At 68.9% G+C, this 14,822-nt stretch carries 7 protein-coding genes; all 7 read left to right on the top strand.

The annotated features are described in order from the left end of the window. Nucleotides 1–36 precede the first annotated feature (36 nt). Nucleotides 37–2,811, top strand: a complete 2,775-nt coding sequence (gene ileS, locus MX659_RS05765) for an isoleucine--tRNA ligase (protein ID WP_267192532.1) — start codon at nt 37–39, stop codon at nt 2,809–2,811. Between the two features lie 99 nt (nt 2,812–2,910). Beyond that, on the top strand, nt 2,911–4,122 hold the full coding sequence (locus MX659_RS05760; RefSeq protein WP_267192531.1) for a PAS domain-containing sensor histidine kinase: 1,212 nt from the start codon (nt 2,911–2,913) through the stop codon (nt 4,120–4,122). 83 nt (nt 4,123–4,205) lie between these two features. After that, complete coding sequence (locus tag MX659_RS05755; RefSeq protein ID WP_267192530.1) at nt 4,206–4,574, top strand: TraR/DksA family transcriptional regulator; 369 nt, start codon at nt 4,206–4,208, stop codon at nt 4,572–4,574. Continuing rightward, nucleotides 4,574–5,098: a signal peptidase II gene (gene lspA / locus MX659_RS05750; protein ID WP_267192529.1), complete on the top strand. Its 525-nt coding sequence runs from the start codon at nt 4,574–4,576 to the stop codon at nt 5,096–5,098. Before MX659_RS05755 ends, lspA begins: the two co-directional genes overlap by 1 nt. Then, on the top strand, nt 5,091–6,089 hold the full coding sequence (locus MX659_RS05745; RefSeq protein ID WP_267192528.1) for an RluA family pseudouridine synthase: 999 nt from the start codon (nt 5,091–5,093) through the stop codon (nt 6,087–6,089). The genes lspA and MX659_RS05745 overlap by 8 nt, the downstream gene beginning before the upstream one ends. 162 nt (nt 6,090–6,251) lie before the next feature. Continuing rightward, nucleotides 6,252–8,711: an ATP-binding protein gene (locus MX659_RS05740; protein WP_267192527.1), complete on the top strand. Its 2,460-nt coding sequence runs from the start codon at nt 6,252–6,254 to the stop codon at nt 8,709–8,711. A 168-nt stretch (nt 8,712–8,879) separates the two neighbouring features. Further along, the coding region (locus MX659_RS05735; RefSeq protein WP_267192526.1) for a DNRLRE domain-containing protein at nt 8,880–14,822 on the top strand (5,943 nt) is incomplete at its 3' end.

Here is a 14,822-nt window from a genome sequence, read left to right as displayed (position 1 = left end):
CGCGTTTTCGTTTCGAGCGATCGAAAGGCGGATCAAGTGGCGAACGACTACAAGGACACGATGAACCTGCCGCAGACGGAGTTCCCCATGCGGGCGAGCCTCGCGCAGCGCGAGCCGCAGTGGCTCGAGTTCTGGCGGGACATCGACGTGTACCGCCGCTCGCTCGAGCAGAACGCCGACGGCGAGCTGTTCGTGCTGCACGACGGCCCGCCATACGCCAACGGCCACATCCACATGGGCACCGCCTACAACAAGGTGCTCAAGGACCTCGTCGTGAAGTACAAGTCGATGCGCGGGTACCTCGCGCCGTACGTCCCGGGCTGGGACTGCCACGGCCAGCCGATCGAGCACCAGGTCGAGAAGAACTTGGGGCCCGAGCGCATGGCCGAGATCTCGCAGGCGGAGCTCCGTGCGCTGTGTCGCGAGTACGCGCTCAAGTTCGTCGACACGCAGCGCGAGGAGTTCAAGCGGCTCGGCGTGCGCGGTGACTGGGACGATCCGTACCTGACGCTCGACCCCGCGTACGAGGCGGGCAACGTGCGGATCTTCAAGAAGATGTACCTCGACGGCGCGGTCTACAAAGGTGCGAAGCCGATCCACTGGTGCATCCGCTGCCACACCGCACTCGCAGAAGCCGAGATCGAGTACTCGGACGAGCGCTCGCCGTCGATCTACGTGGCGTTCAAGATGCTGGGGCAGACCCCGTGGGACGCCGAAGGCGAGGTCTGGCTGCTCATCTGGACCACCACGCCGTGGACGTTGCCGGCGAACGTCGCCGTCACGCTGGCCGAAGACGCGCGCTACGTCGGGCTAAAAGCGCCCGACGGTCGCGTGCTCGTCGTCGCCGAGGACCTCGCGGCTTCCGTCGCGGCTGCCGCGGGGTGGGAGCGCGCCGAAGTCGTCGGCCCGGCCGTGGCGGGGCGCGAGCTCGCTGGCGCGCGGTATGCGCACCCGGTCCACGACGGCGTCGAGGGCGTCGTCGTGACGGGCGAGCACGTGGACCTCTCGACGGGCACGGGCGCAGTGCACACGGCGCCAGGCCACGGCGAGGAAGACTACTTGATGGGCGTGCGGCACGGCCTTCCGATGCCGATGCCGGTGCAAGACGACGGCACCTTCGACGCGGGCGGCGGCCCGTTCGCGGGGCTGAACGTCAAAGAGGCCGACCCGGTCATCGTCGAGTGGCTGCGCGAGCGCGGCTCGCTCGTCGCGTCAGGCAGCATCGACCACAGCTACCCGCACTGCTGGCGCTGCAAGCAGCCCGTCATCTTCCGCGCGACGGAGCAGTGGTTCGTCTCGATGGACAAGACGGGGCTGCGCACGCGCGCGCTCGAGGCCATCGACACGGTGGAGTGGATTCCGGGGTGGAGCGTCAACCGCATCCGGTCGATGCTCGCCGACCGCCCCGACTGGTGCATCTCGCGCCAGCGCGCGTGGGGCGTGCCGATCCCGGTCTTCACCTGCACGAAGTGCGGCGAGACCGTGGCGACCGAGGCCACCTTCGACGCCGTGATCGACCTGTTCGAGCGCGAGGGCGCGGACGCGTGGTTCACCCGCGCGCCGGCTGAGTACCTGCCGGCCGACACCACGTGCCCGCGGTGCGGCGCAGGCGTGGCCGACCTCGCTCCCGAAGACGACATCCTCGACGTGTGGTGGGAGTCCGGCGTCTCGCACACGAGCGTCCTCGACGCGCGCCCGGAGCTGCGCCGCCCGGCCGACCTGTACCTTGAGGGCACCGACCAGCACCGCGGCTGGTTCCACTCGGCGCTGCTCACGAGCGTCGGCGCGTACGACGCGGCGCCGTACCGGCGCGTGCTCACGCACGGGTTCATCGTCGACGGCGAGGGCCGCAAGATGTCCAAGTCGCTCGGCAACGTGATCTCGCCGCTCGACATCATCAAGGAGTCCGGCGCCGACATCGTCCGGCTGTGGGTCGCGTCCGCGGACTACTCGCAAGACGTGTCGGTCTCTGACGAGATCTTGCAGCGGACGAGCGAGGCGTACCGCCGCATCCGCAACACCTTCCGCTTCCTGCTGTCGAACCTGTACGACTTCGAGCCGGACGATGCCATGTCGTGGAGCGAGATGCGTGAGCTCGACCGCTTCGCGCTCGTGCAATTGGCCGATTTGGTCGAGCGGGTCACCCAGGCCTACGACGAGTGGCGGTTCCACCAGGTGTTTCACGCGGTGTACACGTACTGCGTGACCGACCTCTCGGCCGTCTACCTCGACGTGCTTAAGGACCGTCTGTACGCAGACGCTCCCGATTCCATCTCCCGGCGAAGCGCGCAGACGGCGCTTGCGGAGATCCTGCGGGCGCTCGTGCGGCTGCTCGCGCCGGTGCTCACCTTCACCACGGAAGAGGTGTGGTCGTTCATGCCCGAGCACCTCAAAGACGGCGTCGTGAGCGTGCAGCTGGCCGGATGGCCGCGCGTCGAGGTGCCGGCCGAGGAGGCCGCTGCTCTGCGCGAGGCGTACGGGACGGTCCTCGAAGTGCGCGAGGCGGTGACGAAGGCGCTCGAGGACGCGCGTGCCGTCGGCTCGATCGGCAAGAGCCAGGAGGCGCGGCTTATCGTGACGGTTCCGGCCGAGGCGGCCGCCGTGCTGCGTGAGCGGGGCGAGGAGGCGCTCGCCGAAATGTTCATCGTCTCGGCGGTCGAGGTCCGCGAGGGCGGGGAGACTGCCGTCGAGGTCCTGCCGGCCGAGGGCGAGAAGTGCCCGCGGTGCTGGAACTACAGGACGCTCGGCGTGTCGGTCGAGCATCCGGACGTCTGCGGCCGGTGCGCGGAGGTGCTCGCGCGAATCAGGTGAGAGGCGGTGCGTCCGATGCCGAGCCGAGCGCACAGACGGGCGGTCCGTGCCTTGAGGACGCTCGACCGGACCCGCACGGTCCGGCGATGGCGCGCGGGCATGGCGGCTGACGGCTTCACCTACGACCAGTGGGCGCAGGTTCTGCTCGACGCAGCGCCGATCGGCATCTCGATCGGCAGGCCGGACGGCGAGATCGTCTTCTACAACCCAAGGTGGGAGCGCATCAGCGGTTACACGGCCGAGGAGGTACGGGAGCGCGGATGGTTCGAGCTCGCGTACCCGGATCCCGAGGAGCGCGTCCGCGCGATCGAGGCAGCGGTCGCCGCGCTCAGCGGCGGCGCCCCGTACGTCGAGCTCGAGATCACGCGCAAGGACGGCCGTCGCATCTGGGCGCAGTTCGTGACGGCGCCTGTGGTGGTCGACGGGAAGCGGTACAACTTCACCTTCATGGCCGACGTCACCGAGCGCAGGCTCGCTGAGCTGCGGCTCGCGTCGCACAAGCAAGACCTGGAGCGGGCGGTCGCGGCGCGCACCGCCGAGCTCGAGGGCTTGAATGAAACGCTCGCGATGGTGATCGACGAGCTCAGGCAGGCGAACCTCGCCAAGGATCGGTTCATGCGGACCGTGAGCCACGAGCTCCGGACGCCGCTGAATTCTGTCATCGGTTTCAGCGATATCCTGCTCCGTGGGCTCGCTGGGGAGCTCGGTGAGGAGCAGCGCCGCCAGGTGGAGATGATCAGGGATGCCGGCGAGCATCTGCTGCGCGTCGTGGAACAGGTGCTCGAGGTCGCCGCGATCGAGTCCGGCGAGCTGCAGGTGGACGCCACTGAGTTCGATGCAGGCCATCTCGTCAGCCAGATCGCGGAGATGCTTGCGCCGGCTGCTTCAAGCAAGGGGCTCAGGGTCGTGACGCGTCTGCCGACCGATCCGATCGTCATCGAGAGCGATCCGGCCAAGGTGCGTCAGGTGCTGCTGAATCTCGCTTCGAATGCCGTCAAGTTCTGCGAGCGGGGAGAGGTGGCGATGTCTGTCGCCCGCGACGGGGACTCGGTCCGGTTCGCGGTCGCAGACACGGGACCAGGCGTCGACGAGGCGGTGCGCGAGATGCTGTTCGACGAGTTCGTCCAAGGGCTGTTGCCGGACGGTTCGCGCCCCGACGGCGTGGGTCTCGGCCTGGCCATCGCGCGGCGTGTCGCGGAGGTGCTCGGGGGCACGCTCGAGCTTGTGGAGACGTCCGTGGCGGGAACGACGTTCGTGTTCACGTTGCCGGCTCGGTACCCGTCGCGCTCGGGCAAGCCAGGAGCCGTCTGAGCCGGAGTGCTATACTTATCAGAGAGGACACGGCGCCCCGGACGGGGCGTCTTTCGATAGCGGCCCTGTGACGGAGGATCCGGATGCTGGCAGCGAAGGACCTGGATGCGCTCAAGGCGACGCTCGAGGCGGAGCGCGAGCGCCTGGCGAAAGAGATCGCCGAGTACGAGAGGGACGGCCGGGAGACGCTCTCGGACGTATCGGGCGAGAACAACTACCGCGATCACATGGCGGACCAGGGGTCGGCGACTTTCGCGCGGGAGCTCGACAAGACGCTCGAAGAGAACGCCCGCGAGTCGCTCGCTCGCGTGGAGGCGGCGCTCGCGCGGATCGAGGCCGGCGAGTACGGCACCTGCCGTCGCTGCGGCGCCGAGATCCCTGTCGAGCGTCTCCGCGCCGTGCCCGAGGCGGAGCTCTGCGTGACGTGCAAGGCGCAGGAGGAGTCCCTGTAGTGTCCTCGCGTCCTGCCCTGCGGTTTGTGGCCACCGCAGGGGCCGTGCTTGCGGTCGACCAGGCGAGCAAGGCGGCCGTCCGGCACTGGCTTCCGCTCGGTGCGTCGGTTCCGGTCATCGACGGCGCGCTCGACCTCACGCACGTCCGCAATACGGGCGCCGCGTTCGGCCTCTTCCCGGGAGCGATGGCGTGGTTCATGCTGTCCGCGGTCATCGTGCTCGCGGGGATCGCCTTCGTCTGGTGGCGGCACGCTCCGAGAGATCCGTGGACCGTGGTGGCGCTCGGGCTCATCGCCGGCGGCGCTGCTGGCAACCTCATCGACCGTGCGTTCCTCGGCGGCGTCACCGACTTCTTCGACGTGCGCGTCTGGCCGGTGTTCAACGTGGCCGACGTCGGACTCGACATCGGCGTCGCGATCGTCGTGATCCGTCTGCTGTTCGGGGGCGAGCGCGAGGGTGGCGGCCCGCACGCCGAGCCCGGCGAGGCGGCCGGCTCTGAGCCGCGCGAGGCGAGCGATGGGTGAGCGGCTCGTCGTGACGGTGCGCGCGGACGACGCAGGGGAGCGGCTCGACCGGTTCCTGGCGGGCGAGGAGGCGATCGTGAGCCGCTCGTTCGCGCAGCGCCTCATCGCCGACGGCAACGTGCTCGTCAACGGACGGGTGGCGGCGAAGAACCACGTCGTGCGCGCTGGCGAACGCGTCGAGGTCTTCCTGCCAGACGCGGAGCCTTCAGAGCTCGAGCCCGAGAAGATCCCGCTCGACGTCCGCTACGAAGACGAGCACGTCATCGTGCTTTCGAAGCCTGCGGGGCTCGTGGTGCATCCCGCGCGCGGCCACAAGACGGGCACGCTGGTGCACGCGCTTCTCGCGCACGCGGACGAGCTCGGGACGCTCGCAGGCGACGACCGGCCCGGCATCGTCCATCGGCTCGATAAGGACACGTCGGGGCTGATGATGGTCGCCAAGCGCGACGAGGCGCACGCGGCGCTCGCGGAAGCGCTCAAGATCCGCTCAGTGGAGCGGCGGTACGCGGCACTCGTGCACGGCTACATCGCACCCGATACGGGCATCATCGACGCGCCGATCGGGCGGCATCCGAAAGACCGGCTCCGCATGGCGGTCGTCGACACGGAGGGCTCCAAGCAGGCGGTGACGACCTTCACGGTGCTCGAGCGGTTCGAGGCCGGGACGCACGACGACGGTTACACCCTCATCGAGTGCAAGCTGTACACGGGCCGCACGCACCAGATACGCGTGCACATGCAGTACATCCACCATCCGTGCGTCGGAGACCCGCTGTACGGCAAGCGGCATCCGAAGGCCGATCTGGGGCTGACGCGGCAGTTCCTCCACGCCTACCGGCTGAGCTTCGCCCACCCGGCCACTGGCGAGACCCTCGAGTTCGCCGATCCGCTGCCCGAGGACCTGAAGGCCGCGTACCGCAGCATCGCCGAGCGCTCCATGGGTGTCACGTCCGCGGGTGAGCGAGCCTTGGAGACGCTGGGGCTGCGCTGATCGCTCTCGTTGCGCTCGGGATGCCGAGCTGCTCCGACCGCGCCGCTGAAAGACCCCCTGCAGTTGGGTATGCACGGACTATCGGGGTTCAGTCGGGGGGATCTGAAGCCGATACTTGCAAGATATGGATGGTAAAGAATCGGCTGAAGAAGGGGGTCGCCGGTGCGGGTCCTCGTCGTCGACGATGACGCTTCCAACAGGTATCTGCTCGAGTCCGTGGTGCGGTCGGGCGGGCACGAGGTCGTCTCCGCCGCTGATGGCGAGGAGGCGCTCGAGATCGCACGGAGCAACCCGCCGGACGTCGTCATCACCGACATCCTCATGCCGCGCATGGACGGCTATCAGCTCTGCCGCTCGTGGAAGACGGACGATGTGCTGAAGACGAAGCCGCTCGTCTTCTACACCGCCTCATACACCGACCCGGAAGACGAGCGGTTCGCGCTCGAGCTAGGAGCTGACGCGTTCTGGCGCAAGCCCCTCGACCCGCTGACGCTGCTGGAGAAGCTCGGCGAGGTGGCGAAGTTGGCGGGTTCTCCCGAGGAGGTGCGCGCACCGGAGATCGAGGACGAGCACGAGGTGCTCGTCGAGTACAACGCGCGACTCGTGCACAAGATCGAGCAGAAGGCCGCGGAGCTGCAGCGGGCGAATGAGGAACTGCGCCGGGCGATGCAGATGCTCGCCGAAGAGGTCGAGGTCAAGGCAAACCTCATCGCGGAACTCAACGCTGATGTCGCGAAACGCAAGGCGCTCGAAGCCGAGCTTCGCGCCGAGCGCGACTTCACCCGCAGCGTCGTCGACGTCCCGGACGTGGCTGTCGTCGCGCTCGACTCATCCGGCACGGTGATGCTGTTCTCGAAAGGCGCAGAGGCGCTGACCGGAGTCGCCGCCGGTGACGCGGTGGGGCGCACCCTCGAAGAAGCGCTCGGCCTCGCTGACGACTGCAACCTCGCGGCTGCCGTGCGAGCGGGCGCCTCGGTGCGCTTGCGGGAGGAGATCGTCTCGCGATGGGGCGAGCCCCGGATCGTCGCCTGGACGGTGTCGGCCTCGGAGGGCAGGGTCTACCTGTTCGGGCAGGACGTCACGGAGACGCAGCGGGCCCAGGCTGTCGATCGGATCGTCGCGGAAGTCAACGCCCGTGTCGCATCGGGAGCGCCGATCGCCGACATCCTCCTGCAGGTCTGCGAGGCAGCCGCATCAGGGCTCCCGCGCTGCACGGTGGCTGTCGCGCTGCTGGGTGTGGACGGTGCCGCCACCGTCGAGGCAGACGGCCTGGCTGACGCCGTCGAGGCGATCCGTTCGCGCGCGACGCCTTGGCAGGCGATCCCGGGCGGCGAGCGTGTCCTCGACGGCGAGACGGTGGTGCTGGCCGCTGAAGAGCCCGGACTCGAGATCGGCAGTCCCTTGTGGAACGCTGGCGTACGGGGCGTCGCGCTTGTCCCGATGTGGATCGACGGCGTCGTCGCGGGCGCGGCTGGGTACTTCGCGGGCCTGCCGCACGGCATCGACGAATCGACGCTCCGGATGCTCGAGCGGCTGACGGCCTCCGTCGCGACGGCCATCGCGCTTGCGCGGAGCCGCGAGGAGCAGGCGATGCAGTCGGCGGCGCTCGCGTCGGCGGCTGACGGCATCGCGATCGTCGACGAGCGCGGCATGATCGTGTCGTGCAACCGTGCGCTCGCCCGTCTCACAGGCTACTCGGAGGCCGAGCTGCTCGGCCGGGACATCGCCGACCTCCACACGGCGGCCGAATCCGAGGGGTGGCTGTTCGTGCTCGGAGGCGTCGCGGAGTCGTGGACCGGCGACACCATCGGGCTTCGCAAGGACGGCAGCCGGTACTACGAGCGGATGTCGGTGGCGCCGGTCGACGGCGTGAGCAGACCGCGGTTCGTGGTCGTGAAGCGCGACGTGACCGACGAGCGGATGCTCGACCAGCTCCGAAGCGGGTTCGTCGCCAACGTCTCGCACGAGCTCCGGACGCCGCTCACGAGCATCCTCGGGTATGCGGAGCTGTTGTCGAACATGCATCCCGGCGACCTCGCCGGAAAGGCCGCAGACGTGGCCCGCAAGATCGAGGCGAGCGCGATCCGGATGCGCGACCTTGTCGAGGAGCTCCTGGAGGCGACGACGATCCAGGCCGAGGGCGGTTTGAAGCTGCTGAAGCGGCCGGCGGACCTCGAGCAAGTGGTGCGGCTGCGTGCCGAGGCCGTGCCGCGCAGCGCCGAGCACGTGCTCGTCGTCGACGCGCAGCCGGACATGCCGCTCGTGGTGTGCGATCCGGACCGCATCGGGCGCGTCGTCGAGAACCTCGTGAGCAACGCCGTGAAGTTCTCGCCTGAAGGCGGCACGGTCACGGTGCGCGTGGGCGTCGAGGGCGGCGAGGCGTTCATCGCCGTGTCCGACCAAGGCGTCGGCATCCGCAGCGAGGACGCGCCGAAGCTCTTCGACCGCTTCACGCAGGCCGACATGTCCTCGACGCGGCGGTTCGGCGGGCTGGGCGTGGGGCTCTTCGTCGCCGACGAGATCGTGCGCGCGCACGGAGGCCGCATCGAGGTCGCGAGCGAGGTGGGGCGCGGGAGCACCTTCACGGTGCGGCTGCCGCTGGAGGAGCCAGCGGGGGAGTAGGCAGAGGCCGGGAGAGGCAGCGGCGCAGCTCTTCTCGACCTCGTATGCGCGGCAGACTGCCTTCGAGCAAGCGATCGAAGCTCTTGACACCTCCACCCCCCCGTGGTTCCCTCTGCAGTGACAGGCCGGGGGTCCTGTCAGGCACTGCACCGGAGGGGGAGGGGTCCCATGCGATCGTTCATCCGCGCTCGGTCCGCACGCTTCGTCTCTTTCCTGCTCGCGTTCACTCTTGCGACGACGCCTGTGCTCGGAGCATTCCCGTCGACCGCGCACGCGGAAGACGCGGCAGACGGCGTCGCTGCCGCGAGCCCTGACGGGCTGCCGCCGGGGGCGGTCGAGGATGTCTCGCTTCGCACGAGGAACGCCAAGCAGTACCGGCTGCCCGACGGCCGCATCGGGGCGGTGATCTCCGAGGCGCCGGTCCACTACCGGGACGTGTCCGGAGCCTGGGTCGAGATCGACACGACGCTCGTGGGCGATCCCGCCACAGGCAGGGTCCGCACGAAGTCGGCGCCAGCGGTGTGCTCGTTCGGCGCCGACTCCGCTGGCGGCCCGCCGGTGCGGGTGAGCGCTTCGGGGCGCTCCGTGGGGCTGAACATGCTGGGTGTGGCCGAAGGCCGGCCGCTCGCTCTCGGCTCGCACGCCTGCTACGCAGGGGTGGCGGCAGACGCGAGCCTGGTCTATGAGGCGCAGGACGACGGGATGAAGCAGACGATCGTGCTGTCGTCCCCGAAGGCGGCCAGCTCCTACCGGTTCTACCTCGATGCAGGCGGGCTTTCCCTGCGCGAGGACGGATCAGGCGGCTGGGTCCTCGTCGAGCCGGAAACCGGTGCGCCCGTCTTCGGCATCGGCGGCCTGTGCGTGTTCGACTCGAGCCGGAACGCCGCGGGTGATCCAGCCTACTGCCCTGACGCGACGATGACGGTCGAGCCGGTGAGCGGCGGCGCGTACGTCACCTATAGCGTCCCGAGCTGGTGGCTCGCCGACCCCTCCCGTCGCTTCCCCGTGATGATCGACCCAAGCCTAACGGCTGTCTCGGCGCTCGACACCTACGTGGCCAGCGCGTATCCGACCACGAGCTACAACTCGTCGACGGAGCTCAAGTGCGGGTACTACGACTCGACGACCGGTCATAACCGCACTCTCGTCAGATTCGACCTCACCGCCATCCCGTCGATCGCACGTGTGGACTCGGCTACGTTCTCAATCTACCAGTTCCACACCTACTACACGAACACCTCGACCACGACCTACCTCGCCAAGGCCACCAGCTCATGGGGTACGGCGACCACGTGGGACACGAAGCCCTCGTATTCCTACCTTGCCAGCCAATCGATAGCCGGACGCGGCGTGTGGGTGAACTGGTCCCAGGCCGCAGTCAAGACCACGGTCCAGAACTGGGTCGCCAGCCCGTCTTCGAACTACGGGTTCATGTGCTACCAGAAAGAGGATGGCAGCGAGAACACGACGCACTGGCGGAAGTTCTACGCACGCGAGTATTCCGACAGCGCCCTGCGTCCGAAGCTCGTCGTGACTTACACCGTGATCCCCGACCCGGTCACCGATGTCTCCGCGTGCACGCACGAGGCCTACGAGTGGTTCCGCGAGGTCGACCGGAACGGCGACGGCGTGTCCGACACGCCGGATGACCTTCCGCGCGCAGGGCGCGGCGGCGTGAAGCTCGCATGGCCTGCCGCCCCGCGTGCGGAGGGATACAACATCTACCAGTGGGACGGGGACTCTTACGAGAAGGTCGGTACCACCCTCGGCTCGAACGCCACGACGTGGACGAGCCAAGGATGCGGCATCTACCCGACGGACTCCGAGATCGCAGGATGGTCGCCAGCATCGAGGAACGCGCTCACGCGCGCCGCGAGCCCGAGAGCGATGTCGCAGGTCGCCACTGTAGCGGTTGAGGGACAAGGTGGGGCCGGCCTTGTGGTCACCGACGGCACGTACCTGTTCGTCAGGCGGTGGGGGACCTATCCCGGATCCGCTGCATGGAAGCGCATCGGCACGGGATTCCACGGGACAGTCGCCGGCAAGGATTATGGCACGGTCGGCCCGAGCCTTGCAGCACAAGACTCCTACTCTGCGTTTTACCTCGATGGGTTCCTGTTCAGTGGAGCGGCTGTGGCGAAGAACGCTATCCGAGGCGTGTGGAAAGACGCGCCTGCGGGCGAGGACCAGTCGAGGGAGATCACGTTCTCCGCACCGCTGCTCGACCGACGCACCGGAACGGAGCTGACTGAGGCGTCGAGCGACGTGCTGGTCACGACCGACGGGAAGTACATCTACAACGTCGCGTACGGCGTCGGCGGCTCGACGTACAACGGCTATACGATCCGCGTGTTCGGCACGGACGGCGTCAAGCAGGGCGCTGACCGCACCATCGCAGTGCCATCCGAGTACATCGACGGCGTGCTGTGCGACGGCTCGGCGCTGTACCTCATCGAGTGGGCGAACACCGACTCCGCTCACGTGACCAAGATCCGCTTGTCGGACTTCCGCATCGCGAACCAGTGGCCAATCAACCAGGCCACGACTCGCGTCATCAACGGATGCTACGACCCGGCGAACGGCTGCTTCTGGCTCGGCTCTTTGGATCGAGGAGAGGTCCGGCGTTACCTCGGCCCGGGCCTGGATCTGCGCGACGACCCGAGGCCGCTGTATCGCAAGGGCGCGAACAGCACGTACTACGACAGCACGAACTACTGGTTCAGGATCGTCCCGTTCAACGACTACGGGCAGCCCGACATCTCGTCATGCGCGGCGTACACGCCCACCCTGGACAACCGCACGGTCCGCGTCGCCGACCAGGCCCGCCACACCACCGCCGAGCTTCCCGACGTCGCCGGCATGGACGCTGCAGTCGAGCTCGACAGGGGCGCGCTTGCGCTCGACGCGACCGACCTCGAGATCGCCTCGTGGGGCCCCGCCGCGCGCATCGCCAGGAGCTACTGCTCCTCGTCGACGGCGCCCTCGCTCCTCCATGGCGCTCCGGGGTGGCGCTTCAGCTTCGAGCGCGCGCTCGAGATCACCTCGACGAGCGTCACCTACGTCGACGAGACCGGGCAGCGCGACCGGTTCGTGCTCGCAGGCGGCGCCTACCACGCGCCGAACGGGAGCTATGCCAGGCTTGCGACCGAGACCGTAGGCGGCGCTTTGCGCTACCGGCTCATCCAGCGCGACCGGAGCTCGAGCGTCTTCGATGCTTCCGGACGCCTCCTCGCCGACTACGACCAGGCAGGCAACGCCGTGACCTATGAGCGCAGCGCGGGGACGCTTGCGATCACCGCCGCCAACGGCCAAAGGATCGCGGTGTCCTTCGACGCCGACGGCCACGTGCAGTCCGCGACGTATGCCACGGCGGCCGGCACGCGGACCGTCGAGTACGCCGATCGCGGCGGGGGCACCGTCGCGGTGACCGCGTACGCCGGGAGTGACGCGGCTCGCACCACGGTGCTGGCGCACTCTGCCGGCCGGCTGGCACAGGCCTCCGTGGAGGGCTACGCGCCGGGCGGCGTGGCGGCGTCGTGGAGCGTCATCTACGGCGGCGACGGCAGGCTCGCCAGCCTGAGGCTTCCCGGGTACGTATCCGACGGCCTGCGCCGCATCGACGTGACGTACTCCGGCGCGAGCGCGACCGTCACGCGCTTCGGCACCGTGGAGGGCGCGCCAGGAACCGCCGTGCTGCAGTCCTACTCGTGGAACCCCACCGGCACGACGGCGTCCAAGACCGATCCGTACAGGCAAGGAGCGGCCCCCGCGACGTGGACGTACGCGTACAACGCTGCCAACGAGGCCGTCCAGGAGCTCTCGCCGACTGGCGCCAAGGTCTCGCGGACGGTCGACGGACGCGGCAACGTCATCGAGGAGGTCGACGAAGAAGGCCACCGCACCGTGTACGTCTACGACGCGCTCGACAGGTGCGTGCGCGAGGTCGACCCGCGCGGCTGCACGACCTACCGTACCTACGCGTCGACGGGCTTCGAAGGCGCAGGCCCGCTCGTCGCCGAGGAGAAGCAGCTTACCGGCACGGACCGCTCGCGTGTGGAGTACTCGTACAACGCGTCCGGCACCGTCGTCCTCGAGAAGCAACAGCTGAATGCGAACGAGTGGGCTGTGACAGAGTACTCGGACTTCGCGCTGTGCGGCCAGGCGCAGACCACCACCCGCAAAGGCGTGCGCCTGTCCCCCAGCGCCCAGCCCCTCGACCTCGTCGAGCGCACCTCCTACGACGCATTCGGCAACGTCGTCTCGCGCACCGACGCGTGCGGCGTCGTCACCGAGCGGAACACCTACGACATCGCCGGCCGCGTGCTCGAAACGGAAGACGCCACAGGCACGGTCACGCACCACGAGTACGACCTGCTCGGCAACGAGACGCTTACGTGGCGCGAGGCGCGCGACGGCTCGTGGTGCGACCGGGTGGCGAAGACCTACGACGCCGAAGCGCGCGTGCTGGTCGAGACCAGGTACCTTGCGGATGCCGCAGGCCAGCCGGTCGCGGCAGGCACGGTCACGCACACCTACGACCAGATGGGCAGGGAGGTCGCAAGCGACGATAGCAAGGTGGCCGGCCAGGCCGTGACCCGCTTCGACGCGCGCGGCAACGCCACGGCGGCGTGGGCGGAGGGCTCGGACACGTCGTCGCCCACCGCGGCCACGCGCACGGAGTACGACGCCTACGGCCGCGTTAGCCGCGAGCTTTCGCCAGGTGCCGAGACCTCCGCGACCGTGACCACGTACTACCCGAACGGCCTGGTCAAGCGGGTCACGAACCCGGACGGCAGCTGGACTGAGCACGCCTACGACCAGGCCGGCAACACTGTGAAGGAGACCAAGCCGACCGAGGACGGCGGCACGACGGTCACGACCTTCGGCTACGACGTGGGCGGCCGGAAGATCTCCGAGACCTCGAGCGACGGCGCCACGACGACGTTCGGCTACGACCTGGCCGGGCGGCAGGTCTCGGCGGCCTCGGAAGGCGCGACCCCGACGGTCAGCGTGTACAACACGGTGGGCTGGAAGCTTTCTGAGACCGATCCCGACGGCGTCGTCAAGACGTGGACGTACGACGCGTGCGGGCGCGTGCTCGAAGAGGCGGTCGACGGCAAGGCGTCGACGACCGCGTACGACGCGCTCGGCAACGCCGTCTTCACCCGGCAGGCCGACGGCGCCGTGGCCCGGTACGTCCATGACGCGTTCGGGCGCGTGGTGCAGGAGACCCAGGAGAGCTCCTCAGGCGCGGTGCTCAAGCGCACGAGCCGCACGTACGACGCGATGTCGCGCACGGTCGAGACGACGGTGACGGATCTGGTGAGCGGCGCCGTCCGCTGGAGCCGCACCACGTACCCGGAGTCCGGCTCGCCGATAACCACGATGACGGTCTCGTATGCGGGCGTGAGCGTGGAGGTGACCTACGACGGCGCGGGCCGCGAGGCGTCGCGCGTCGCCTCCACGCCGGCAGGCTTCCTGTCCCTGTCCTTCGGCGACTTCGACGCGGCCGGCCGCCCGCGCACGATCGACGCGGGGAGCGCCGGCTCGAAGACGCGCGCCTTCGACCAGGCGGGCAGGCTTTCCTCCGAGTCCGGCTACGGCTACGCGGCGGGCCTTGCCGTGCCCGGCGCCGAGCTTTCCTACAACGGCAACACCGGCAGGCTCGAGGCCGAGGCGTACCGGTTCGCGTTCGGCGGGCGAACCGACAGCGTGCGCAGCTACGCCTACACGGCGGACGGCAGGCTCGCCTTCGCGTCTATCTCCGGGATGCCGGATGCCGCGTACGCCTACGAGCCCGGCACGGGCAACCTCATCGGCATCAAGCGCGGCTCGGAGCCGACGACGACGCTTGCCTACGAGCAAGGCTCGGGCCGCATCGCGGCGCTGATCTCGCAAGGCGCGACGCAGACGGTCTTCTCCTTCGACAGCCGCGGCAGGCGCGCCTCGCAAGGGACGCCCGCTTCTCCGCAAACCGTCCGCTTTACCTACGACGACGCGGACCGGCTTGTCGGCTGCTCCGACGCGTCCCGGGGCGTGTCTGCGAGCTATGCGTATGACGCCTACGGCCAGCGCCTGCGCTCGGTGGTGGCCTCAGGCTCGCTTACCTCC

Origin of the sequence: Parvivirga hydrogeniphila (assembly GCF_023371205.1) — a bacterium.
Taxonomy (GTDB): Bacteria; Actinomycetota; Coriobacteriia; order Anaerosomatales; family Anaerosomataceae; genus Parvivirga; species Parvivirga hydrogeniphila.
The sequence above is the reverse complement of the archived record's forward strand: the minus strand, read 5'-3'. Positions and strand labels throughout refer to the sequence as shown.

What these genes read in the sequence shown, in the direction of transcription:
- MX659_RS05760 (WP_267192531.1), top strand. Translation starts at nt 2,911, where the DNA reads ATGGCGGCTGACGGCTTCACCTACGACCAGTGGGCGCAGGTTCTGCTC.
- MX659_RS05755 (WP_267192530.1), top strand. Translation starts at nt 4,206, where the DNA reads ATGCTGGCAGCGAAGGACCTGGATGCGCTCAAGGCGACGCTCGAGGCG.
- MX659_RS05745 (WP_267192528.1), top strand. Translation starts at nt 5,091, where the DNA reads ATGGGTGAGCGGCTCGTCGTGACGGTGCGCGCGGACGACGCAGGGGAG.